A 21,901-nucleotide genomic window follows, 5' to 3' on the forward strand; every position below is an offset into this window, starting at 1 on the left:
ACCAGACACTACTCGTCAGTAGTCAGTCGGAGGACTGCTTCCACGCGATCTTGATGCCGGACCAGGCCAGGTTGCTCAGCTGCTCGCTCAGCTCCTCGCGGGTGAAGTCGCCGGCGAGGCCGGCCAGCCAGGCATCCGCGCCGGCGCGGACCAGGCCGACGAGCGACTGACCCCACAGGCGAGCGGGGGCAGGGTCGTTGCCGCGGTCGACGAGGGCGCCCGCGATGAGGTCGCTGATCTGTCCGGCCATCTTGCCCGTGGCACTGGCGACGGCCTGTGCGGCGTTGCCCGACTTCTCCGCACCGACGATGGGGGCCGAGACGATGAAGCGGTAGAGCTCGGGATCGCGCTCGACGAGCTGCAGGTAGGCGTCGATCGCCGCGCGGATGACCGATCCGGGATCCAGGTCGAGGGTGCCCAGCCCGCCACCCTGGGTGGTCTTGCCCAGGACGGTGCCGATGTCGCGCAGGATCAGCTCGTCCACGCGATCGGCCACGGCCTGGTAGAGACCGTGCCGGTCGGAGAAGTGCCGGTAGAAGACCGTCTTGGAGGTCCCTGCCTCGGAGGCGATCTCGTCCATGCCCACAGAAGCGCCCCGCGTGCGGATGGTGCGGATCGCCGACTCGACGAGTGTCTTGCGACGCTCCTGGCGATGCGCCTCCCAGCGGGCGCTGCGGCCGTCGGTGGTGGTGCTCACAACGAAGGACGGTAGCAGGTACTTGCGGTACCTGCTACCGTCCGTATCGTATAAGTGCAGACATGGGATCACGGGCACGCCGCCCTGGTCCCGAACCGACTCCAACTCACGACCAGGAGACCTGTGGTGGCTAACAACCAGCCGCGTCGCGCCGCCGTCCTCGGTGGCAACCGCATCCCCTTCGCCCGCCAGTTCGGCCCGTACGCCGAGGCGTCCAACCAGGACATGTTCACCGCTGCCCTGGACGGCCTCGTCGCCCGCTACAACCTCGGTGGCAAGCACCTCGACGAGGTCGTCGGCGGAGCGGTCATCAAGCACTCCCGCGACTTCAACCTCACCCGTGAGTCGGTGCTCGGCTCCGCCCTCGCGCCGACCACCAGCGCCTACGACCTCCAGCAGGCGTGCGGCACCGGTCTCGAGGCCGCGATCCTCGTCTCCAACAAGATCAAGCTCGGCCAGATCGACGCCGGCATCGCCGGTGGCGTCGACACTGCCTCCGACGCGCCGATCATGGTGACCGAGTCCCTGCGCAAGAAGCTGCTCAAGGTCAACCGCGCCAAGGGTGGCAAGGCCCAGGCCCTAGCCCTGGCCAGGATCCGCCCGACCGACATCGGCATCTCCACCCCGGCCAATGTGGAGCCGCGCACCGGCCTGTCCATGGGTGACCACATGGCCATCACGGCCAAGAAGTGGGGCATCACCCGCGAGGCGCAGGACGAGCTGGCCATGAAGAGCCACCACAACCTCGCGCGCGCCTACGACGAGGGCTTCCAGGACGACCTCATGACCAGCTTCATGGGTGTGTCCAAGGACCAGAACCTGCGCGCCGACTCCTCGATGGAAAAGCTCGCGAAGCTCAAGCCGGTCTTCGGCAAGGGCGACGACGCGACGATGACCGCCGGCAACTCGACCCCGCTGACCGACGGCGCGTCCGTCGTGCTGCTGGGCTCCGAGGAGTGGGCCGCCGAGCAGGGTCTGACCCCGCTCGCCTACTTCGTCGACGGCCAGGCAGCCGCGGTGGACTACGTCCACGGTGCCGAGGGTCTGCTCATGGCTCCCGCCTACGCCATCCCGCGCATGCTCGAGCGTCAGGGCCTCACCCTCCAGGACTTCGACTACTACGAGATCCACGAGGCCTTCGCTGCCACCGTCCTGTCCACGCTCAAGGCGTGGGAGGACGACGAGTGGTGCCGCGAGAAGCTCGGCCGTGACGGAGCGCTCGGCTCCATCGACCGCGACAAGCTCAACGTCAACGGCTCCTCGCTGGCCGCCGGTCACCCCTTCGCCGCCACCGGCGGTCGCATCGTGGCCTCCCTGTCGAAGATGCTCCACGCCAAGGGCGCGGGCAGCCGCGGCCTGATCTCCATCTGCGCTGCAGGTGGGCAGGGCGTCGTGGCCATCCTCGAAGGCGCCTGAGCCTTCCCGACCTCTTTCAAGGAGAACCCTCATGGGATTCGAGTACGGCAAGTTCGTCAGCTCCGGTCTGGGCAAGCAGATCGCCAACACCCTCGGCCTGCCCCGACCGACCACCCTGCGCCGCCACAAGGCCGGCGCGCCGCTCATCAACGGCGCGGTGCTCCTCGCCGGCCACGGTGACGCACCTGTCGCCGCTGCGCTGACCGAGGTCCTGTCCGCCGACGGCGTGCAGATCGCCACGTCGCCGTCGACCTCGGTCGCCGGTGTCATCGTGGACATGACGCAGGCCAGGACGCCGGCCGACCTGGAGACCCTGCGCGGGATCCTCGCGCCGGCACTGAAGACCCTCGCGCCCACGGGCCGGGTCATCGTCATCGGCCGCCCGGTCGCGGACACCGACGATGTCGCCGAGGCCGCGGCGCGCCGCGCCCTCGAGGGCATCGTGCGCTCCGTCGGCAAGGAGATGCGCGCCGGCGGTACGGCCAACATGGTCTACGTCGCGGAGGGTGCTGACGCCAACGCCGAGGCCACCGTCCGCTTCTTCCTCTCCGGCCGCTCCGCGTACGTCTCGGCGCAGGTCGTGCACGTCGGTGACTCCGTCGCCGACATCGATCTCCCGCAGAGCTGGGATGCCCCGCTCGAGGGCAAGGTCGCTGTCGTCACCGGTGCCGCCCGCGGCATCGGCGCGGCGATCGCCCAGGTCCTCGCCCGCGACGGCGCGACCGTCGTGTGCGTCGACATCCCCGCCGCAGGCGGTCCGCTCGCCGAGGTCGCCAACACGATCGGTGGCTCCGCGCTGCAGGTCGACGTGACGGCCGAGGACGCCGGGACCAAGATCGTCGAGCACGCCACCTCGCTGCACGGCGGCTTCGACATCGTCGTGCACAACGCCGGCATCACCCGGGACAAGCTCCTGGTCAACACCGACGCCGACCGTTGGGGCTCCGTCCTCAACGTCAACCTGCTGTCGATCCTGAAGATGAACGAGGCACTCGTCCCGGCCATCAACGAGGGCGGCCACATCGTCAACGTCTCCTCCATCGCAGGCATCGCGGGCAACCGCGGTCAGGCCAACTACGGCGCCAGCAAGGCCGGTGTCATCGGGATGACCTCGAGCCTGGCCAAGGACCCGCAGGTCCTGGCCAAGGGCGTCACCGTCAACGCGGTGGCCCCGGGCTTCATCGAGACCGAGATGACCGCCAAGATCCCGCTCGCGACCCGCGAGATCGGCCGTCTGACCAACTCCCTCTCGCAGGGTGGTCTGCCGGTCGACGTCGCCGAGACGATCGGCTGGTTCGCGTGGGACAGCAACCGCGCCGTCACGGGCAACACCGTGCGCGTGTGCGGTCAGATGATCCTGGGCGCCTGATGGCTGTCCAGACCGTCAAGAGCATCCCGGCCCTGGGCCCGATCTACGCCAAGGCAGCGCTGCCGGGCAAGAAGCCCGGCACGACGCTGCCGGACACGCAGCTGCGCCTGGTCGGCCACACGGTCGACCGGAGTGACCTGCTGCAGTACCAGCGGATCTGCGGGTTCAACAACAGCGACGTGCTGCCGCACACCTACCCGCACGTCGTCGGTTTCCCGCTGCAGATGCAGCTCATGGCGGGCAAGGGCTTCCCCCTGCCCCTGATGGGACTGGTCCACGTCGAAAACGTCATCACGGTCCACCGTGAGATCCGCTTCGACGAGGTCCTCGACATCACGGTCTCGGCGGACAACCTGCGCGCCCACCCCAAGGGCAAGGTCGTCGATCTGGTCACCGAGGTGGACGTCGACGGGGAGCGTGCGTGGGAGGGTCGCTCGACCTATCTCGCACGCGGTCGCGGTGACGCGGACGCAGAGCGTGGCGAGCAGCCGCCGGCGATGCCGCCCGGCCCGGCCGTCGCCAAGTGGAGCCTGCCGGGCGACCTGGGTCGCACCTACGGCCTCGCCTCCGGCGACATCAACCCGATCCACATGAGCGCGGTCACGGCCAAGGCGATGGGCTTCCCCAAGGCCATCGCGCACGGCATGTGGACCTATGCCCGTGTCCTCGGTGCCATCGGCCCGGTCACCAGTGGGCCGTGCACGAGCCACGTGTGGTTCAAGAAGCCGGTCCTCCTCCCGGGCAAGGTCGACTTCGTGATCGACAAGGGCGGCGACCAGGTCGTCGCGGGTCTGCGCAGCACGCGCAAGCCCGAGACCGAGCACCTGGTGCTCACCCTGGGCTGATCCACCCTCGAGCGAAGGCCCGTGTCCTGCAACGGCGGGCACGGGCCTTCGTCAGCTGTCCCTCTGGCCACCGGATCCGCTTCTTCCGGTCACGATGACGCCCGCACCTGGCTGATCCGACCGCGCAGCCAGGCATAGCTGTCCTTGGGAGTGCGCTCCTCTCCCTCCCCGATGCCCACCCGCACGAGACCGAAGCGTTGCGTGTATCCCTCGGCCCACTCGAAGTTGTCGAGCAGCGACCACACGAAGTGGCCCCGCACGTCGACGCCGGCATCGATCGCGTCCGCCACGGCATCGAGGTGGGCATCGAGGTACCTGATGCGCGCGTCGTCGTGCACGGCTCCGTCCTCGACCACGTCGTGGGTCGAGCAGCCCGACTCGGTGATGTAGATCGGGGGGAGCCGGTCGCCGTAGCGCTCCCGCAGCTGCACGAGCAGCTCGGTGAGGCCCTCGGGCACGACGGGCCAGCCGAAGGCCGTCCGCTCGGCCGCTTCCACGGGCACGAGGGCGAAGGGGATGCCCTCCGGGATCTCGATCGGCGGTTCCTCGCCGGGGGAGGTGGTCGACGCGGCGACGACCGCGGCCGAGCCGGGTGCGCCGACCGTGGTCGGGTTGTAGTAGTTGACCCCGTAGGCGTCGAGGGGCTCGCTGATGATCGCCAGGTCCTCGGCGACCGGGCCGAGCATGCCCTCGCCCATGCCGTTGGGGTACTCCCCGAGGAGGATCGGCTCGGCGAAGGCGCGATTGTGGATCGTGTCGTACAGCGCTGCCGCAGCGACGTCCTCGTCCGCGTCGCTGGCGGCGTGCACCGGGGTGTGGTTGTTGGCGGTACCCACGACGCGCACGCCCGCAGCCCGCAGTGCGCGTGTGGCCAGCCCGTGGCCGAGCAGGAGGTGGTGGGCGGCAGCCAGCGCCTCGAAGCCGCGGGCCTCGCCGGGCGCGTGGAGGCCGAGGGCATGCCCGAAGAGGGTGACGACGACCGGTTCGTTGACCGGCAGCCACATCGCGACCCGGTCCGCGAGCCGTTCGCCGACGATCGCTGCGTACTCACCAAAACGCTCGGCCGTCTCACGGGTCATCCATCCTCCCTTCGCCTGGAGGGCCGAGGGCAGGTCCCAGTGGTACAGCGTGACGAAGGGAGCGATCCCCGCCTCGCACAGTGCGTCCACGCCGCGGTCGTAGAAGTCGAGCCCGGCCGGGTTCACCGACCCGGACCCGGTCGGCTGGATGCGGGGCCAGGCGATCGAGAAGCGGTAGGCGTCGACGCCCAGGCCGCTCAGCAGGTCGACGTCCTCGTCCCAGCGGTGGTAGCTGTCGCAGGCGACCGCGCCGGAGGAGCCGTCCCGGATCGCACCGGGACGGTCGCAGAAGTCGTCCCAGATGCTGCGGCCACGACCACCGGCGGTGACGCCCCCTTCGATCTGGTAGCTGGCGGTGGACGTACCGAAGACGAAGTCGTGCGGGAGGGGCATGGGGATCTCCTAGTCGACGCTCTTGATGTTGCGGATGAGCAGGGCCGCGCCGATGCCGATGACGGCGGCGAGCAGGTAGAGCGCCCGGTACCCGGCGGCATGGGTCTGGTGCGCCGCGAACCACGTGATGATCGGGCCGGCGATCGCGGGCGCAAGGACCTGCGGGAGGGCGTTGGCGATGTTGATGACGCCCAGGTCGCGGGCTCGGTCGCCAGCGCGTGGCAGGACCTGGGTGATGAGGGCGAAGTCGACGGCGAGGTAGATGCCGTACCCGAGCCCGAGGATGACGGCTCCGACCAGGGCCGCCGGCCAGGTCTGGACGAAGGCGAGCAGCAGCGCGGCACAGGACATCACGAGCCCGGAGCCGATGACGAAGGGCTTGCGCACTCCCAGCCGGTCGGACCAGATGCCCGCGACGATCGCCGAGACGATGAGGACGCTCGCGTAGAGCAGGGTGAGGACGAGCACGCCGAGCTCGGGGTCCTCGACCTGCACGGCGTCGGTGAGGAAGAAGAGCAGGTAGAGGGTGCAGATGGAGTTGGCGATCGTCGCGAGGAAGCGGGTGGCCCACGCCCAGGCGAAGTCCGGGTGGCGCCGGGGCGAGATCCAGAAGCCGCGGAAGAAGGCGCCGACACCCATCGTCGGGAGCAGGCCACGGGGGAGCGGACGGTCCAGCGACCGCAGGACGAAGGGGGCGACCGCCACGAGGACGAGGACGGCCAGGACGAGATAGGCACCCTGCACGCCGACGACCAGCGTGGCGACGGCGGTGCCGGCGACGATCCCCAGGGTCTGGGTCATCCCGACGACCCCGCTGACCAGCCCGCGCTGCTCGACGGGGACGAGGTCAGGGACCGCCGCGGTGAGCGCGGCCAGCGTGCCGTTGAGCCCTGCCTGCACCAGGCACCACGCGAGCATCATCGTCGGGACCGTCTCGGCGAGGGCGAGCAGGACGAGCCCGACCGAACCGACGAGCGTGCCACCGACCACCCACGGGACTCTCCGGCCGAAGCGTGAGGTCGTGCGGTCGCTCAGGGCGCCGGCGAGCGGGTTGGCCAGCGTCGAGATCAGGGCGCCGACACCGGTGACGAGCGAGAGCGTGGCCTCCTTGTGGTCGGGCGTCAGCGCAGCGGCCTGCAGCCCGAGGAGCACCTGGATCGGCCCGAACCAGCCGGCGCACATCCCGACGCCGGCCAGGCCGAGCCGGGCGATCCACCCGATCGGCACGGGGGTCGTGGGCTCGGCGAAGGGGTCGTGACCGTCGACGGTGACGGCCTCGGGAGGTTGCATGACCAGATGCTACTCAGGAGTAGTCACAAAGTGTGGCGGCTGTCACACCTGACTGCCATGCTCGATGACATGGCACACGGAGACATCACGCACATCGACATCCCGGTCACCGACCTGTCGGCGGCCACGAGCTTCTACAGCGGCCTCTTCGGCTGGCAGATCGCCGAGGCTCCCGGCTACGAGGGCTATCCCATGTGGCAGGCCCCCAACAGGATCAGCGGTGGCGGGCTGGCGCCTCGCGGCGAGGGCTTCGAGCACCCGAGGTCCTATGTCGAGGTCGACTCGATCGACGAGACCCTCACCAGGGTGGTCGAGTCGGGGGGCTCGGTCCTGATGGACAAGTCACCCATCTCGGAGACGAGCTGGTTCGCCGTCCTGTCCGACCCCGACGGCAACCCGATCGGCCTCTACGAGGGGACGACCGAGACCGGCTGACCCGAGCGCACGAGCCCGGGCACAATGACCTCGGCGTCCACGCCGAAGGGGAGCTCGCCGCTCGGGTGCGCTTGATCGGCCAGCGTCCGCAGGTGCGTCCGGTCGAGGAGCCCGCTCGCGGGGGCGATGTCGATGACCCGGCAGCGCGGGACGGCGCCGCGGACCCGGACGACGGCATCACCCAGGGCCAGGACGGTCCCGGGCTCGGGGTCGTGGTCGGCGCTGATGGTGAAGGTCGCCCTGAAGCGGGAGCTGTCCTGCTCGCCCAGCGTGGCCAGCGCGCCCGTCGTGACGATGGAGACCGGCGCGCCGTAGACGACCTCACCGGGACGGCCCACGCGCGCCAACCTCACCTCGCGGCCGAGGTGGCGAGCGATGACCTCGGCATGCGGTGAGTCCATGATCTCCAGCCGCGCGTCACGGCCCCAGTAGTCGCTCACGAGCGTCTCGCCCGTCGGCTCGGGTGCGCCCGTGACCGAGCCCGCGTCGGGCGTGCAGACGGCCAACGAGGAGCCGTCCCACCTGGCGTCGACGAGCACCATGCGTGGGTGCTCGACCGTGCGCAGCACCCGGGCCCGGTCGACATCGACGAGGCAGAAGACTCGGTCGCCCACCGGGCCCCGGCGATCGAGCTGCACCTGCGTCAGGGCCGCGTGCCGAGCGCCCTTGAGCGGGGTGAGGCCGATCCGGGTGATGTGCACGGCCACCAGTCAACCACCGGCCACACGTAGGCTGCGGGGCATGAGCGAGATCACCGCGCCCGAGCAGGAGGTCGTGCGCATCTGCCGCGACCTGCTGCGCATCGACACGAGCAACTACGGCCCAGGTCAGGACGGGCCGGGGGAGCGAGAGGCGGCCGACTACGTCGTCGCCCAGCTGCGAGAGGTGGGGCTGGAGCCACAGGTCTTCGAGTCCGAGCCCGGTCGCACCACCGTCTCCATCCGCATCCCGGGCGCCGACCGCGAGCGCGGCGCACTGTGCATCCACGGCCACCTCGATGTCGTCCCGGCCGATGCGCAGGACTGGAGCGTTCCCCCCTTCGACGGGGTGGAGCAGGACGGCTGCCTCTGGGGGCGCGGCGCCGTCGACATGAAGGACATGGTCGCGATGATGCTCGCGTGCGTGCGGCAGCTGGCGCGCACCAGCACCGTGCCGCCGCGGGACCTGCTCTTCGTCTTCTTCGCGGACGAGGAGGCCGGTGGAGTCCTCGGCAGCCAGTTCATGGTCAAGGAACACCCAGAGGTCTTCGAGGGGGTCACCGAGGCGATCAGCGAGGTCGGTGGCTACAGCGTCACCGTCGAGGACGCGCAGGGGCAGCCGCACCGTGCCTACCTGCTCCAGACCGCTGAGAAGGGGATCGCCTGGCTCCACCTCGAGGCCAAGGGGACAGCCGGCCACGGCTCGGTCCCGACATCGGACAACCCGATCGTCCACCTCGCCGAGGCGATCTCTCGGATCGACGCCCACAAGTGGCCACGGGAGTTCATCGTCTCCGTGCGTGGCCTGCTCGACGGGCTCTCCGAGATCACCGGCGTCGGCTACAGCGACGAGGACGCCGAGGCACTGCTCGAGCGCATCGGCCCGGCCGCCGGCTTTGTCAGAGGCGCCCTGCAGGACACGGCCAATGTGACCATGCTCGACGCCGGCTACAAGCACAACGTGATCCCTCAGACGGCGTCCGCCGCGCTGGACTGCCGATTCCTCCCCGGCCACGAGGAGGACCTCATGGCGACCATCCGTGAGCTCGCCGGTGAGCACGTCGAGGTCGTCGTCGACCACAAGGACATCTCGCTGGACTCTCCCTTCGAGGGCGACCTCGTGGACCGTATGCGGGCAGCCCTGCTGGCGGAGGATCCCGAGGCGTCGATCCTGCCGTACTGCCTCTCCGGCGGCACGGACAACAAGGCGCTGTCGACGATCGGCGTGACCGGCTACGGCTTTGCACCGCTGCGGCTGCCCGCGGACCTGGACTTCGCGCCGATGTTCCACGGGATCGACGAGCGGGTGCCGCTGGAGTCCCTGGAGTTCGGGGCCAAGGTCCTGTGGCGCCTCGTCGAGGACTGCTGACAGGGCTCAGCGTGACGGGCGGGCCGGCGGACGCGGGACACGGATGATCTTGCGCCGCAGCCAGGCCCTCTGGACCCCGCTCAGGTAGACGACGGTGCGGTGCAGCTCCCAGTGCCCGTACTCGGCGTGATCGGTCAGCTCTTGGCGGATGGCAGCGCGCCCAGCGCCCCTGGGGAACTGGACGGTGCGGAACTCGTACTCGGGCATCGGTGCCATTGTGGCCCAAGGGCTGTAGCGTCAGGCCCATGAGCGACCCGCGCCCCGCACTCAATCAGCTGATCGCCGCCTTCGAGCGCCACCTCGAGGCCTCTTCCCAGCGTCGTGGCGAGGACGACCCGACGGTTGTCGCCGCCTACGAGGACCTCGCCGACGCCTTCGAGGCCTACGACGACGCCCTCCATGACGCGACCGGAGAGATGACGCCCCTCGTGGTCGTCGACGAGCAGTTCATGGTCGACGACGACGACGATGATGACTCCGACGACTACGACGATGACGAGGACGACCAGTCCTACTCCGGTCTCGACGGCGAGGACTACGACGCCGAGGAGTCCAAGAGCGGAGCCTGACCGGCCGGGGTCAGAGCCAGCCGGACCGCTTGAAGAGGCGGTACAGCCCGAAGCACAGCAGCGCCATGGCGAGCAGGGCGAGCGGGTAGCCGTAGTAGAACTCGCCGTCGCCGACGTGCACGCTCAGTGACAGCTCGGGCATGCCCTCGAAGTTCATGCCGTAGATCCCAGCGACCATCGTCGCCATGGCCGCCATGGCCGCCCACGCGGAGATCTTGCGCATGTCCTGGTTCTGCTGCACTCCGACCTGGGCGAGGTGGGCGCTCAGCACGTCCGAGAGCAGCCGGTCCTGGGACTCGGTGTTGTCGTTGACCAGGGACAGGTGGTCGAAGACATCGCGGAAGAGCAACCGCAGCTCCTCGCTCGGCACCGGCGACACGGCGCCGACGAGCTGGGACAGTGGTCGCGCCAGGGGTAGGGAGGCCCGCTTGAACTCCAGGACCTCGCGCTTGAGCGCGTAGATCTCCCCGGTGTCGACGGTGCGGCCGGGGGAGAAGACTGCGGCCTCGATGTCGTCGAGGTCGGCCTGCAGCTCGTCCTCGATCTCCAGGTACTGGTCGACGACGAAGTCGATGATGGCGTGGAAGACGCCCCACGGCCCCAGCCGGAGCGCGTCATGGCCATGGTCCTCCAGCCGGGTGCGCAGACCCGCGAGCGGGCTGGCCCCGCCACGTCGCACGGTGACGATGTAGTCGGGACCGACGAAGACCATGATCTCCCCGGACTCGACGTCCGAGGTCTCCTCGACATAGCGCAGTGGCCGCAGCACGACGAAGTGCACGTCGCCGTAACGCTCGATCTTGGGGCGCTGGTCACCCTTGACGGAGTCCTCGATGGCGAGCGGGTGCAGCCCCAGCTGCTCGGAGACCTCGGCGAAGGTCCGTCGGGAGGGATCGCGCATGCCGATCCACAGGAAGTCGTCGCCGTCGCTCTCGCGGACCTGCGCCAAGGTCTGCCCGATGTCCTCGCACGGCAGGCGGCGTCCTGCGCTGTAGCGGGCTTGGTCCACGATCATCCCGGCATCGTCTCAGGAGGTGCCCGCGCGCGGCGCCTAAGGTGGGTGGCGTGGCGTACTGCATCCTCATCCGGCACGGGCGGTCGACCGCCAACACCCAAGGAGTCCTCGCGGGCTGGACGGAGGGGGTCGCTCTCGACGAGACCGGGGTCGAGCAGGCGCAGGCGCTCGTCGAGCGGCTGCAGGGCACACCGCTGGTGCACCTCGCGACCTCCCCGCTGCAGCGTTGTCGGGAGACCGCCCAGCCGCTGCTCGGTGCCTACGACCTCGACGCCCAGGTCCATGACGGGCTGGGGGAGTGCCGGTACGGGGCATGGACCGGACGTCCGCTCAAGGAGCTCGTCGACGAGCCGCTGTGGCGCACCGTGCAGGACCAGCCGAGCCAGGCTGTCTTCCCCGATGGCGAGTCCTACCCGGGTGAGTCGATCTCGGCGATGGCCGAGCGGGCCGTGGCCGCGATCCGTGAGATCGACGCCGAGGTCAGCAGCGCGCACGGAGCGCATGCCGTGTGGGCCGCGGTGAGCCACGGGGACGTCATCAAGGCGATCATCGCCGACGCGGTGGGGACCCCCCTCGACGACTTCCAGCGGGTGCACGTCGACCCGGCCTCGATCTCGGTCATCCACTACACCGACACGCGACCCATGCTGCTGCGCAGCAATGACACGGGCAGCTCCGCCCTGCGACCGCCGGCTCCCCAGCAGGACACCCCGGTGAGTGGGGACGCGGCGGTCGGCGGAGGCGCAGGACTAGGGTCTGAGTCATGACCGTCGTCGAGTTCGACCCTCCGGAGCGCTTCGTGCTGGGCACCGTGGGCGCGCCCGGGCAGCGCACCTTCTTCCTCCAGGCGAGCGATGGCACCCGCCGGGTGCAGGTTGCCCTGGAGAAGCTGCATGCCCAGGTGCTCGCGGAGCGGATCGGTGAGCTCCTCGACCAGGTCGCCGGGCGCGAGGCGACCATCGCCGCGGCCGCGGCCGCAGCCGACAATGCCCCTCTCGACACCCCGATCGACGAGGACTTCCGGGTCAGCGCCCTCGCGCTGTCGTGGGACGACGACCGGCACATGGTGCTCATCGAGGCGCACGACCACGACCCGGACGAGGTCGACGAGCTCGACCCGCTCACGCAGCTCAACAGCCTGCGGGTCTCGTTGCACCCGGCCCAGGCCAGGGCCTTCGCCCGCCGGTGCGAGACCGTCGTGCGCGCCGGTCGTCCGCCCTGCCCCTTCTGCGGCGGACCGGTCGACGAGGGTGGCCACATCTGTCCCCGAGCCAACGGCTACAAGCGCTGACCCGTGGGTACACCCCCTTCGCTCACCGACGGTGAGCTCGTCGTCCTGGGCCGTCACCCGCTCGCCAGCAATCTCGTGCTCGTCGCTGAGGTGCGACGAGCGGACGCTCCCGCCGTGACGGTCGCCTACAAGCCGGTGGACGGCGAACGTCCGCTGTGGGACTACCCCGACGGCACCCTCGCGGCCCGTGAGGTCGCTGCCTCGCGCATCGACGCCTGGGGCCGCTTCGGCCTCGTGCCCGAGACGGTCTGGCGCGACGGGCCGCTCGGCCCCGGAGCGGTGCAGCGCTGGATCGGTGAGGTGACCAGCCTGTGCCCGACCCCGGTGGCGGTGACGCCGCCCGACGCGGTCCCCGACGGCAATCTCGTGGTCCTGGAGGGCGAGGACGAAGGGGGCCGCCCCCTGCTCCTGTCGCACCCCGATGACCCCCGGCTGAGGTCGATGGCCGTGCTGGACGCGGTCATCAACAACTCCGACCGCAAGGGCGGGCACATCCTGTCCCACGACGACCGCTTGTGGGGGATCGACCACGGGGTGGGGCTGGGTGCCGAGCCCAAGCTGCGCACCGTGCTGTGGGGGTGGGCCGGCGAGCCGATCCCGCAGGAGGACCGGGACCGCCTCACGCACCTGGTCGAGGCCCTGGGGCGCGAGGACGTGGTCGCCGAGCTCACGGTCCTGCTCACCCGCCTGGAGGTCGATGCCCTGGGCGCTCGGGTGGAGTGGCTGCTGACCGCAGGCACCCACCCGGAACCCTCAGGGGAGTGGCCATCCATCCCGTGGCCACCGCTGTGACCCCGACCTCGTAGGCTGTCCGCGTGAGAGCCTGGCCGTCCCCCCACCTGCCCGTCGTCCCCGGAGAGCCCATCTCCCTTCGCCTGCACGATGTGGCGCGCGGTGAGGTGGCGCCGGTCGAGGCGGCCGACCCCGCCCGCCTCTACGTCTGTGGCGTGACGCCCTACGACACCACCCACATGGGTCACGCCGCGACCTACGTGACCTTCGACCTCGTGGGCCGCGCGCTGCGTGACGGCGACCGAGCGGTCACGTACGTACAAAATGTCACCGATGTCGACGACCCGCTCTTCGAGCGCGCTGCACGTGACGGCATCGACTGGCGGGACCTGGGACAGGACCAGATCGCGCTCTTCCTCGAGGACATGACCGCGCTCGGTGTGATCCCCCCGGATCACTTCATGGGTGTCATGGAGTCGATGCCCGCGATCATCGACGCCGTGCAGGGACTCGTCGCTCGTGGCATGACCTATGAGGTCGTCGAGGGCGGCATCCGGGACACCTATCTCGACCTCGCCGCTGCCGGCGGCCTCGGGGAGCTGAGCCACCTGAGCCGGGAGACGATGCTCGAGTTCTCTGCCGAGCGTGGCGGCGATCCGCAGCGCCCCGGCAAGCGCGACCCCCTCGACCCGATGCTGTGGCGCGGCGAGCGTGACGGCGAGCCCGCCTGGGACGCAGGCGCGCTCGGCCGCGGCCGACCCGGCTGGCACATCGAGTGCACGGCCATCGCGATGGCGCACCTCGGTGACCGGATCGACGTGCAGGGTGGCGGCACGGACCTCGTCTTCCCCCACCACGAGATGTCGGTCGTGCAGGCCGAGGCGCTCACGGGGGAGCGGCCCTTCGCCGCGCACACGACGCACCAGGCGATGGTCGCCTACGACGGCGAAAAGATGAGCAAGTCCAAGGGCAACCTCGTGCGGGTCTCGACGCTGCGCGGGGAGGGCGTGGACCCGATGGCGATCCGGCTCGTGCTCCTGGCGCACCACTACCGCGGCGAGTGGGAGTGGACCGACGCGGACCTGACCCAGGCGCAGGCACGTCTGGAGCGCTGGCGCTCGGGCCTGTCCACGGATGGCGGTCCAGACGCGAGCGAGACAGTCGCCGCGGTGCGCGCGGCCCTGGCGGATGACCTCGACACCCCGGCGGCGCTGGCCGCGGTCGACGCGTGGGTCGAGCGCTCGCTCAGTGCCAGCGGCGACGTGCGCTCGGCGCCCGGTGAGCTCGCTCGGGCGATCGACGCGCTGCTGGGCATCCGCCTCTGAGGCGCTGACGCCCGCGGACAAGCCCGTGGATCAGCCGGGGCCGGCGGTGTCCTCGCCCCGGCGACGCAGGTACCGCTCGAACTCCTTGGCGATCGCATCGCCGCTGGCCTCCGGCAGCTCCGAGGTGTCCTGCGCGCTCTCCAGCGCGGAGACGTACTCGGCGACGTCCTCGTCGGTGTTGGCGAGCTCGTCGACGCCGCGCTCCCACGCGCGGGCCTCGTCCTCGAGCTCACCGTGCTCGATGACCGTGTCGAGGAGGTCCTCCAGCTGCGCGAGCAGCGCCAGGGATGCCTTGGGGCAGGGGACCTGCGAGGCGTAGTGGGGGACAGCCGCCCACGCGGAGATCGAGACCATCTCGGCCTGGTGGGCCCCGTCCGCGACGACGCCGGTGATGCCGGTCGGGCCCTCGTAACGGGACGGCTCCAGCTCGTGACGGTAGGCGGTGGGCTCGTCCTCGCTGGAGCAGGTGACGGGGATCGGACGCGAGTGCGCGACATCGGCGAGCAGGGCACCGAGGGTGATCACCGTCGACACGCCGTGGGAGGCGGCGAGGTCGAGGATCTCGGCCGTGAAGGCCCGCCAGCGGAAGGAGGGCTCGATCCCGGTCACGAGCAGTACGTCCCGACCGAGGCTGTCCGGAGAGGCGAGCAGGATGCGGGTGGTGTTCCAGTGGAGGCCTCGCCCCTGTCCCTGGTTGATGACCCGGGGCCGGGTGACCTGGAAGTCGTAGTAGTCCTCGGGGTCGATCGCCGCCACGGTCTCGGCGTCCCAGAGGTCGCCCAGGTGCTCGATGACACGGGAGGCGGCCTCGCCGGCGTCGTTCCAGCCCTCGAAGGCACAGATCATCACCGGGTCGTGCAGCTCGGGCAGGTCCTCGATCTCGATCACCTGCACCAGCCTACGTCGGGCTACCGTGTCGCCCTGTGAGCACTGTGATCCCCGCGCCTGCGTCGCGCGATCTGCCCGCTGCCGTCCTGTGGGACATGGACGGCACCCTCGTCGACACCGAGCCCTACTGGATGCGCGCCGAGCACGAGCTCGTCGAGGAGTTCGGCGGCACGTGGACCCACGAGCTGGCGCTCCAGCTCGTCGGCAACCCGCTGCTCGTCTCGGCGAGGTTCATCCTCGAGAACTCACCCGTCGACCTCTCACCCGAGGAGGTCGTGCACCGGCTCCAGTCGCGGGTCATCGAGCAGATCGCGCACGAGATCCCGTGGCGGCCGGGTGCACGCGAGCTGCTCGCCGCGTGCCGGGAGGCGGACCTCCCGTCGGCCCTGGTCACGATGTCGTGGACGGACCTGGCGCAGGCCGTCGTCGACGCGACGGAGCCGGGCTCCTTCGGCCTCGTGGTGACAGGTGACATCGTCACGCAGGGCAAGCCGCACCCCGAGCCGTACCTCACGGCTGCCGCCCGGCTGGGCGTCGATCCCGCCGCCTGCGTCGCCATCGAGGACTCGCCGACCGGCGTCCGCTCGGCCGTCGCCGCTGGTGTGCCGACCCTGGCCGTCCCGCACGTCGTCGAGGTCCCGGCCATCGACGGTGCGGTGCCGCTGACCACGCTGGTGGGGGTCACCCCCTTCGACCTCATGGCGTTGGCCACCGGTGCCCAGCAGCCCGCACGACCTTAAGGGCGAGCGGGCGAAGGGGGCGTCTCGGCTTCGGGGGTGATGATCTCGATCGTCTCGGGCAGGTCGGGGGGAGTGCCGCCGAAGGCGGGGCAGAGCGGCTTGAAGTCGCACCAGCCGCACAGCTTCGTCGGGTTGGGGCGGAAGTCCCGCGCCGCCACCGCCTGCTCGATCGCTGACCAGACCGCCCGGACATTGCGCTCCAGGGCCAGGAGGTCGGCCTCGTCCGGGACATAGCGGATGACCGTGCCGTCCTTGAGGTAGACCAGCTGCAGCAGGTCGGGGACCCGACCCGTGCGACGCCAGATGACCAGCCCGTAGAACTTCATCTGGAAGAGCGCCTTGCCCTCGAAGCCCGCCGCGGGCGTGCGCCCCGTCTTGTAGTCGACGACCCGCACCTCCCCGGTGAGGGCGACGTCCAGCCGGTCGATGATGCCGCGCAGGACGAGCCCGTCGACCTCGGTCTCGACCTTGACCTCACGTTGAGAGGGCTCGAGTCTCGATGGGTCCTCGAGGGTGAACCATCGGTCGACGAGCTTCTCAGCCGCGAGGAACCACGACTGCTCGCTGAGCGAGGCGTCGTCGGCCAGCATCTCGGCCAGCTCGGGTCGTTCGGCGACCAGGGCGGCCCACTGACCCGGCACCAGTGCCCGGGCGGCCTCGGGGGTGCGCTCGGCTGCGGGCAGGTCGAAGATCTCCTCGAGCACGGCGTGCACGAGCGTCCCACGAGCCGCTGCCGGTGACGGTGCCTCCTCGAGGCGGTCGATCGTGCGGAAGCGGAACTTCAGCGGGCACTGCTTGAAGTCGGCTGCGCGAGAGGGGGAGAGCGCGGCCCTCACTCGGGGGAGTACCCGAGGTTGGGCCCGAGCCAGCGCTCGGCCTCCCGCATCGTCCAACCCTTGCGCTCCGCGTAGTCCTCGACCTGGTCCTTGGCCAGGCGTCCCACGACGAAGTACTGGCTGTCCGGGTGACCGAGGTACCAGCCGGAGACGGCGGCTCCCGGCCACATCGCCATCCCCTCGGTCAGCTCGATGCCGATCTCGTCGACATCGAGCAGCGACCAGAGGGTCTTCTTCTCGGTGTGGTCGGGGCACGCCGGGTAGCCCGGCGCCGGGCGGATGCCGTCGTAGGCCTCCTTGATGAGTTCCTTGTTGTCGAGCGACTCATCGGGCGCGTAACCCCAGAACTCCTTGCGGACGCGCTCGTGGAGCCGCTCGGCGAAGGCCTCGGCGAAGCGGTCGGCCAGCGCCTCGAGCAGGATCGCGTTGTAGTCGTCGTGCTCGGCCTTGAACTCCATGATCTTGTCGGCGGCACCGATGCCACCGGTGACCGCGAAGGCGCCGATCCAGTCCTGCACGCCAGTGTCCTTGGGCGCGACGAAGTCCGCGAGGCTGCGGTTGGGCACGCCCGCGCGGTGCTTGCCCTGCTGGCGCAGCATGTGCAGCGTGTGCGCCACCTCGGTCCGCGACTCATCGGTGTAGATCTCGATGTCGTCGCCCACCGCGTTGGCGGGGAAGAGGCCGATGACCCCCTTGGCCGTCAGCCACTTGTGCTCGATGATCTGGTCGAGCATCTCCTGGGCCTCGTCGTAGAGCTTGCGGGCGACCTCACCAGTGGCCGGGTTGTTGAGGATGTCCGGGAAGGAGCCCTTGAGCTCCCAGGCGTTGAAGAAGGGCTGCCAGTCGAAGTACTCGCGCAGCTCGGCCAGGTCGTAGTCCTCGAAGACCACGCGCGTCGGCGTCACGCCGGCCAGGTGCGGCTGCTCGGCGCCCCAGTCGATCGGGGTACGAGCCTCCTGCGCCTGCTCGTAGGTGAGCATCGGGCGCTCGTTGTTCTTGGACGCGTGCCGGGTGCGCAGCGCCTCGTAGTCGGCCGCCACCTCGTCGAGCAACGCCGCCTTGTGGGTCTCGTGGAGCAGCTGGCTGACGACCGGGACGGAGCGCGAGGCGTCCTTGACCCAGACGACCGGCCCGTCGTACTGCTGGTCGACCTTGACTGCGGTGTGGGCGCGCGAGGTCGTCGCGCCACCGATGAGCAGCGGGATCTCGAAGCCCTGGCGCTGCATCTCGGAGGCCACGCCGACCATCTCGTCGAGCGAGGGCGTGATGAGACCGGACAGCCCGATGACGTCGGCGTCGTGCTCGCGGGCCGTCTCGAGGATCTTTTGCGTCGGGACCATGACGCCCAGGTCGATGACGTCGTAGTTGTTGCACTGGAGGACGACGCCGACGATGTTCTTGCCGATGTCGTGCACATCGCCCTTGACCGTCGCCATGACGATCAGCCCGTTGGAGCGGGAGGCGTCGCCCGGCTTCTTGGCGGCCTCGATGTACGGGATCAGGTGTGCGACGGCCTTCTTCATCACGCGGGCGGACTTCACGACCTGGGGGAGGAACATCTTGCCGGCGCCGAAGAGGTCGCCGACGACGCCCATGCCGTCCATGAGCGGACCCTCGATGACCTCGATCGGCTGGCCGCCGGCCTGCTCGATCTCGACCCGCAGCGCCTCGGTGTCCTCGACGACCCACGTGTCGATGCCCTTGACCAGGGAGTGCGTGATCCGCTCGCGCAGGGGGTACTCGCGCCACTCCTGCGTGGCCTCCTCCTCCTTGGCCCCGGAGCCACGGTGCTTCTCCGCGACCTCGAGCAGGCGCTCGGTCGAGTCCTCCCGACGGTTGAGGACGACGTCCTCGATCCGCTCGCGCAGGTCCGGGTCGATCGTGTCGTAGGGGACGAGGGCCCCGGCGTTGACGATCCCCATGTCCATGCCGGCGTTGATCGCGTGGAAGAGGAAGACCGCGTGGATCGCCTCGCGCACCGGGTTGTTGCCGCGGAAGCTGAAGGAGACATTGGAGACGCCGCCGGAGACGAGCACGCCCGGCAGGTTGTCCTTGATCCAGCGCACGCCCTCGATGTAGTCGGTGCCGTACTCGGCGTGCTCCTCGATGCCGGTGGCCAGCGCGAAGATGTTGGGGTCGAAGACGATGTCCTCGGCGGGGAACCCGACGTCCTCGGTGAGGATCGTGTACGCCCGCTGGGCGATCTCCTTGCGCCGCTGCAGGTTGTCGGCCTGACCGTCCTCGTCGAAGCCCATCACCACGATCGCCGCGCCGTACTTGCGGCACAGCCTGGCCTGCTCGATGAAGGGCTCGACGCCTTCCTTCATGGAGATCGAGTTGACGATCGCCTTGCCCTGCGTGCGCTGCAGGCCGGTCTCGATGACCTCCCACTTGGAGGAGTCGATCATCAGCGGGACACGGGAGATGTCCGGCTCGGAGCCGACGAGGTTGACGAAGGTGCCCATGGCGGAGACGCCGTCGAGCATCCCCTCGTCCATGTTGATGTCGATGACCTGCGCGCCGCTCTCGACCTGCTGGGCGGCGACGGCCAAAGCGGCCGGGTAGTCGTTGGCCTCGATGAGCTTGCGGAACTTCGCCGAGCCGGTGACATTGGTCCGCTCGCCGACGTTGACGAAGAGGGAGTCCGCGGTGACGTTGAAGGCCTCCAGACCGGAGAGCCGCAGTGCCGGCTCGACCTCGACCGGGACGTGCGGGGCGGCGGAGCCCACCCCCTTCGCGATCTCGGCGATGTGCTCGGGCGTGGTGCCGCAGCAGCCGCCGACGATGTTGACCAGCCCGGAGGTGGCGAACTCCGCGACGAGGGTGGCCATGTAGGCCGGGTCCTGGTCGTACTCACCGAAGGCATTGGGCAGCCCGGCGTTGGGGTAGGCGGAGATGTAGGTGTCGGCGACGCGGCCGAGCTCGACGACGTACTGACGCAGCTCCTCGGCACCGAGCGCGCAGTTGAGCCCCACGGCCAGTGGCTGGGCGTGGCGGACGGAATTCCAGAAGGCCTCGGTCGTCTGCCCGGTCAGCGTGCGGCCGGAGGCGTCGGTGATCGTGCCGGAGATGATGACCGGCCACCGACGGCCGTGCTGCTCGAAGAGGGTCTCGAGGGCGAAGATCGCCGCCTTGGCGTTGAGTGTGTCGAAGATCGTCTCGACGAGCAGGATGTCGACCCCGCCCTCGACGAGGCCGCTGGCCTGCTCGAGGTAGGCCTCGACGAGCTGGTCGAAGGTGATGTTGCGGATGGCCGGGTCGTTGACGTCGGGGGAGATCGACGCGGTCCGCACCGTCGGGCCGAGGGCACCCATGACCCACCGCGGGCGCTGCGGGTCGCGGGCGGTGAACTCGTCGGCGGCCTGGCGGGCCAGCCGCGCGGCGGCGACATTGATCTCCCGCGCCAGCTCCTGCATGCCGTAGTCGCCCATCGAGACGCGTTGCGCGTTGAAGGTGTTGGTCTCGATCAGGTCGGCGCCCGCCTCGAGGTACTGCCGGTGCAGGTCCGCGATGATCTCGGGCTGGGTGAGGCACAGCAGGTCATTGTTGCCCTGCAGGTCACTGGCCCAGTCGGCGAAGCGCTCCCCGCGGAAGTCGGCCTCAGACAACCCCTGACGCTGGATCATGGTTCCCATACCGCCGTCCATGAGGAGGATGCGCTGACTCAGCGTCTCCCTCAGCTGGTCGGTGGCGTCGGGGCGCAGATCGGTGTCAGTCACCGTGAAGATCCTGTCGAAGGGGGCGGAGTGCGTCTTCATTATCCCCATCCGGGCCTCTCGCCTAAGGTCAGGTCCATGGCAGCGCCCCCGGACGACCACCCTCCTCGCGGCATCCGTCTGGCCACGATCGGCTCCGTGCCCGTCTACCTCGGCTGGTCCTGGTTGCTGATGGGCGGCCTCATCGTCTTCCTCGTCGGTCCGTCCACCGCACAGGTCCACGGCACGAGCGTCGGCTACTCCGTCGCGGTGATCTACGCCCTCGCGCTGCTGCTGAGCGTGCTGGCCCACGAGGCCGCCCATGCGGTCACGGCCAGGTCCTTCGGACACACCGTCCACCGCGTCGTTGCTGACCTGTGGGGCGGGCACACCGCATTCGAGGCCTCACGAGCCACCCCGATGACCTCGGCTGCGATCGCGGTCGTGGGTCCGCTCACCAATGCCGTGATCGCCATCATCTGTCTGGTGATCGCCACGGTGCTCGGCACAGGGGTCCCGGCGATGGTCCTGGGCGGCATTGCCTTCGTCAACGGCGCGCTCGCGGTGCTCAACATGCTGCCCGGGCTCCCGCTGGACGGCGGCCAGATCGTCGAAGCGGTTGTGTGGGGGATCACCAAGGACCAGGGGCGCGCCCGGGTGGTCGCGGGCTACCTGGGCCGGGGCATGGTCATCGTCATCGTCATGGCGGTCATCGGTGTCCCGCTGCTCGAGGGACGCTCGCCGAGCACCTCGACCCTGCTCTGGACCCTCCTCGTCGCGGCCTTCCTGTGGTCCGGCGCGACGCAGGCCATCGGCCACGGCAAGGCGCTCGGTACCCTCTCCGGGCTGGACGTCCGGGCGATCCTCGAGCCGGCCGCGGGCATCGCCCACGACCGTCCGGTCGGCGAGCTGACCTCCCTTCGCGCCCTGCCGGTCGTCGTCGACGCTGCCGGGGCGCCGCTCGGCCTCATCGACCACGACGCCCTGCGGAGCGTGCCGCCGCAGGCGGTGGACTCCACCCCGGTCTCCGCCGTCCTCGCCAATGCACCCGACGGCTGGGCCGTCGACCTCACCCCGGGCCGGGAGGCGATCGAGCTGGTCACCGCCTTCCAGGAGTCGCGCTCGCGGATCGTCGCGGTGAGCGAAGGGGGAGTCCTGCGGGGCGTCGTGCGGGTCGAGCGGGTCAACGCAGCCCTCACGCGCAACTAGACTCGCGCAC

The 21,901-nt window shown here is 70.0% G+C and carries 21 protein-coding genes; 12 read left to right on the forward strand and 9 right to left on the reverse strand.

The genetic code is table 11. From position 1 onward, the window contains the following. Positions 1 to 22 precede the first annotated feature (22 nt). Positions 23 to 697 (reverse strand): TetR/AcrR family transcriptional regulator, encoded by a 675-nt coding sequence (locus JLI01S_RS00875; protein WP_068258630.1) that lies wholly within the window; start codon positions 695 to 697, stop codon positions 23 to 25. A gap of 126 nt (positions 698 to 823) precedes the next feature. On the opposite strand from JLI01S_RS00875, the gene JLI01S_RS00880 reads away from it, so the two are divergent. Genes JLI01S_RS00880 through JLI01S_RS00890 form a run of 3 tightly spaced genes read left to right on the forward strand, consistent with a single transcriptional unit; the run spans position 824 to position 4,327 of the window. Next, complete coding sequence (locus tag JLI01S_RS00880; RefSeq protein ID WP_068258868.1) at positions 824 to 2,113, forward strand: acetyl-CoA C-acetyltransferase; 1,290 nt, start codon at positions 824 to 826, stop codon at positions 2,111 to 2,113. Between the two features lie 31 nt (positions 2,114 to 2,144). Next, the gene (locus JLI01S_RS00885; RefSeq protein ID WP_068258632.1) at positions 2,145 to 3,482 is read left to right on the forward strand and encodes a 3-oxoacyl-ACP reductase; all 1,338 of its coding nucleotides are present in this window, start codon (positions 2,145 to 2,147) and stop codon (positions 3,480 to 3,482) included. Next, positions 3,482 to 4,327 (forward strand): MaoC/PaaZ C-terminal domain-containing protein, encoded by an 846-nt coding sequence (locus tag JLI01S_RS00890; RefSeq protein ID WP_068258634.1) that lies wholly within the window; start codon positions 3,482 to 3,484, stop codon positions 4,325 to 4,327. Before JLI01S_RS00885 ends, JLI01S_RS00890 begins: the two co-directional genes overlap by 1 nt. Positions 4,328 to 4,416: 89 nt before the next feature. Here JLI01S_RS00890 and JLI01S_RS17260 read toward each other — a convergent pair whose 3' ends face one another. Next, on the reverse strand, positions 4,417 to 5,799 hold the full coding sequence (locus JLI01S_RS17260) for a GH1 family beta-glucosidase (protein WP_068258636.1): 1,383 nt from the start codon (positions 5,797 to 5,799) through the stop codon (positions 4,417 to 4,419). A gap of 9 nt (positions 5,800 to 5,808) precedes the next feature. After that, complete coding sequence (locus tag JLI01S_RS17265) at positions 5,809 to 7,089, reverse strand: MFS transporter (RefSeq protein ID WP_068258638.1); 1,281 nt, start codon at positions 7,087 to 7,089, stop codon at positions 5,809 to 5,811. A gap of 69 nt (positions 7,090 to 7,158) precedes the next feature. On the opposite strand from JLI01S_RS17265, the gene JLI01S_RS00905 reads away from it, so the two are divergent. Beyond that, complete coding sequence (locus JLI01S_RS00905; RefSeq protein WP_068258870.1) at positions 7,159 to 7,524, forward strand: VOC family protein; 366 nt, start codon at positions 7,159 to 7,161, stop codon at positions 7,522 to 7,524. Here the strand turns inward: JLI01S_RS00905 and JLI01S_RS00910 are convergent. Beyond that, complete coding sequence (locus tag JLI01S_RS00910; protein WP_068258640.1) at positions 7,497 to 8,231, reverse strand: MOSC domain-containing protein; 735 nt, start codon at positions 8,229 to 8,231, stop codon at positions 7,497 to 7,499. The genes JLI01S_RS00905 and JLI01S_RS00910 overlap by 28 nt on opposite strands. A gap of 34 nt (positions 8,232 to 8,265) precedes the next feature. On the opposite strand from JLI01S_RS00910, the gene JLI01S_RS00915 reads away from it, so the two are divergent. Then, positions 8,266 to 9,591 (forward strand): M20/M25/M40 family metallo-hydrolase, encoded by a 1,326-nt coding sequence (locus tag JLI01S_RS00915; RefSeq protein WP_068258642.1) that lies wholly within the window; start codon positions 8,266 to 8,268, stop codon positions 9,589 to 9,591. Positions 9,592 to 9,597: 6 nt separating this feature from the next. Here the strand turns inward: JLI01S_RS00915 and JLI01S_RS00920 are convergent, their stop codons facing one another. Beyond that, entirely contained in the window at positions 9,598 to 9,798 is a 201-nt protein-coding gene (locus JLI01S_RS00920; protein ID WP_439645557.1) for a DUF5703 family protein, read from the reverse strand. A 38-nt stretch (positions 9,799 to 9,836) separates the two neighbouring features. Between JLI01S_RS00920 and JLI01S_RS00925 the strand changes: the two genes are divergently transcribed. Next, the gene (locus JLI01S_RS00925; protein WP_068258646.1) at positions 9,837 to 10,160 is read left to right on the forward strand and encodes a primosomal protein; all 324 of its coding nucleotides are present in this window, start codon (positions 9,837 to 9,839) and stop codon (positions 10,158 to 10,160) included. Between the two features lie 10 nt (positions 10,161 to 10,170). Here the strand turns inward: JLI01S_RS00925 and JLI01S_RS00930 are convergent, their stop codons facing one another. Further along, positions 10,171 to 11,175 carry a magnesium and cobalt transport protein CorA gene (locus tag JLI01S_RS00930; protein WP_068258648.1) on the reverse strand — a complete coding sequence of 335 codons (1,005 nt, stop codon included), beginning with the start codon at positions 11,173 to 11,175 and terminating at the stop codon, positions 10,171 to 10,173. A gap of 50 nt (positions 11,176 to 11,225) precedes the next feature. Between JLI01S_RS00930 and JLI01S_RS00935 the strand changes: the two genes are divergently transcribed. Genes JLI01S_RS00935 through mshC form a run of 4 tightly spaced genes read left to right on the forward strand, consistent with a single transcriptional unit; the run spans position 11,226 to position 14,523 of the window. Next, positions 11,226 to 11,942: an MSMEG_4193 family putative phosphomutase gene (locus tag JLI01S_RS00935; protein WP_068258650.1), complete on the forward strand. Its 717-nt coding sequence runs from the start codon at positions 11,226 to 11,228 to the stop codon at positions 11,940 to 11,942. After that, positions 11,939 to 12,466 (forward strand): DUF3090 domain-containing protein, encoded by a 528-nt coding sequence (locus tag JLI01S_RS00940; RefSeq protein WP_068258652.1) that lies wholly within the window; start codon positions 11,939 to 11,941, stop codon positions 12,464 to 12,466. Before JLI01S_RS00935 ends, JLI01S_RS00940 begins: the two co-directional genes overlap by 4 nt. A gap of 3 nt (positions 12,467 to 12,469) precedes the next feature. Next, positions 12,470 to 13,258: an SCO1664 family protein gene (locus JLI01S_RS00945; protein WP_068258654.1), complete on the forward strand. Its 789-nt coding sequence runs from the start codon at positions 12,470 to 12,472 to the stop codon at positions 13,256 to 13,258. 23 nt (positions 13,259 to 13,281) lie between these two features. Beyond that, on the forward strand, positions 13,282 to 14,523 hold the full coding sequence (gene mshC, locus JLI01S_RS00950; protein WP_068258656.1) for a cysteine--1-D-myo-inosityl 2-amino-2-deoxy-alpha-D-glucopyranoside ligase: 1,242 nt from the start codon (positions 13,282 to 13,284) through the stop codon (positions 14,521 to 14,523). Positions 14,524 to 14,553: 30 nt separating this feature from the next. On the opposite strand, the gene JLI01S_RS00955 is transcribed toward mshC, so the two are convergent. Beyond that, positions 14,554 to 15,411, reverse strand: coding sequence for a PAC2 family protein (locus tag JLI01S_RS00955; RefSeq protein WP_068258658.1), 858 nt, complete (start codon positions 15,409 to 15,411; stop codon positions 14,554 to 14,556). A gap of 35 nt (positions 15,412 to 15,446) precedes the next feature. Here JLI01S_RS00955 and JLI01S_RS00960 point away from each other — a divergent pair, with 35 nt between their 5' ends. Continuing rightward, the gene (locus JLI01S_RS00960; RefSeq protein ID WP_068258660.1) at positions 15,447 to 16,151 is read left to right on the forward strand and encodes an HAD family hydrolase; all 705 of its coding nucleotides are present in this window, start codon (positions 15,447 to 15,449) and stop codon (positions 16,149 to 16,151) included. Here JLI01S_RS00960 and JLI01S_RS00965 read toward each other — a convergent pair. Both JLI01S_RS00965 and metH read right to left on the reverse strand, forming a co-directional pair. Next, on the reverse strand, positions 16,148 to 16,987 hold the full coding sequence (locus tag JLI01S_RS00965; RefSeq protein ID WP_068258662.1) for a RecB family exonuclease: 840 nt from the start codon (positions 16,985 to 16,987) through the stop codon (positions 16,148 to 16,150). The genes JLI01S_RS00960 and JLI01S_RS00965 overlap by 4 nt on opposite strands. Then, on the reverse strand, positions 16,984 to 20,745 hold the full coding sequence (gene metH / locus JLI01S_RS00970) for a methionine synthase (protein WP_068258664.1): 3,762 nt from the start codon (positions 20,743 to 20,745) through the stop codon (positions 16,984 to 16,986). Before metH ends, JLI01S_RS00965 begins: the two co-directional genes overlap by 4 nt. Before the next feature lie 36 nt (positions 20,746 to 20,781). Here metH and JLI01S_RS00975 point away from each other — a divergent pair, with 36 nt between their 5' ends. Then, entirely contained in the window at positions 20,782 to 21,891 is a 1,110-nt protein-coding gene (locus JLI01S_RS00975) for a site-2 protease family protein (RefSeq protein WP_068258666.1), read from the forward strand. Positions 21,892 to 21,901 lie beyond the last annotated feature (10 nt).

The organism is Janibacter limosus NBRC 16128 (genome assembly GCF_001570985.1).
Classification (GTDB): domain Bacteria; phylum Actinomycetota; class Actinomycetes; order Actinomycetales; family Dermatophilaceae; genus Janibacter; species Janibacter limosus.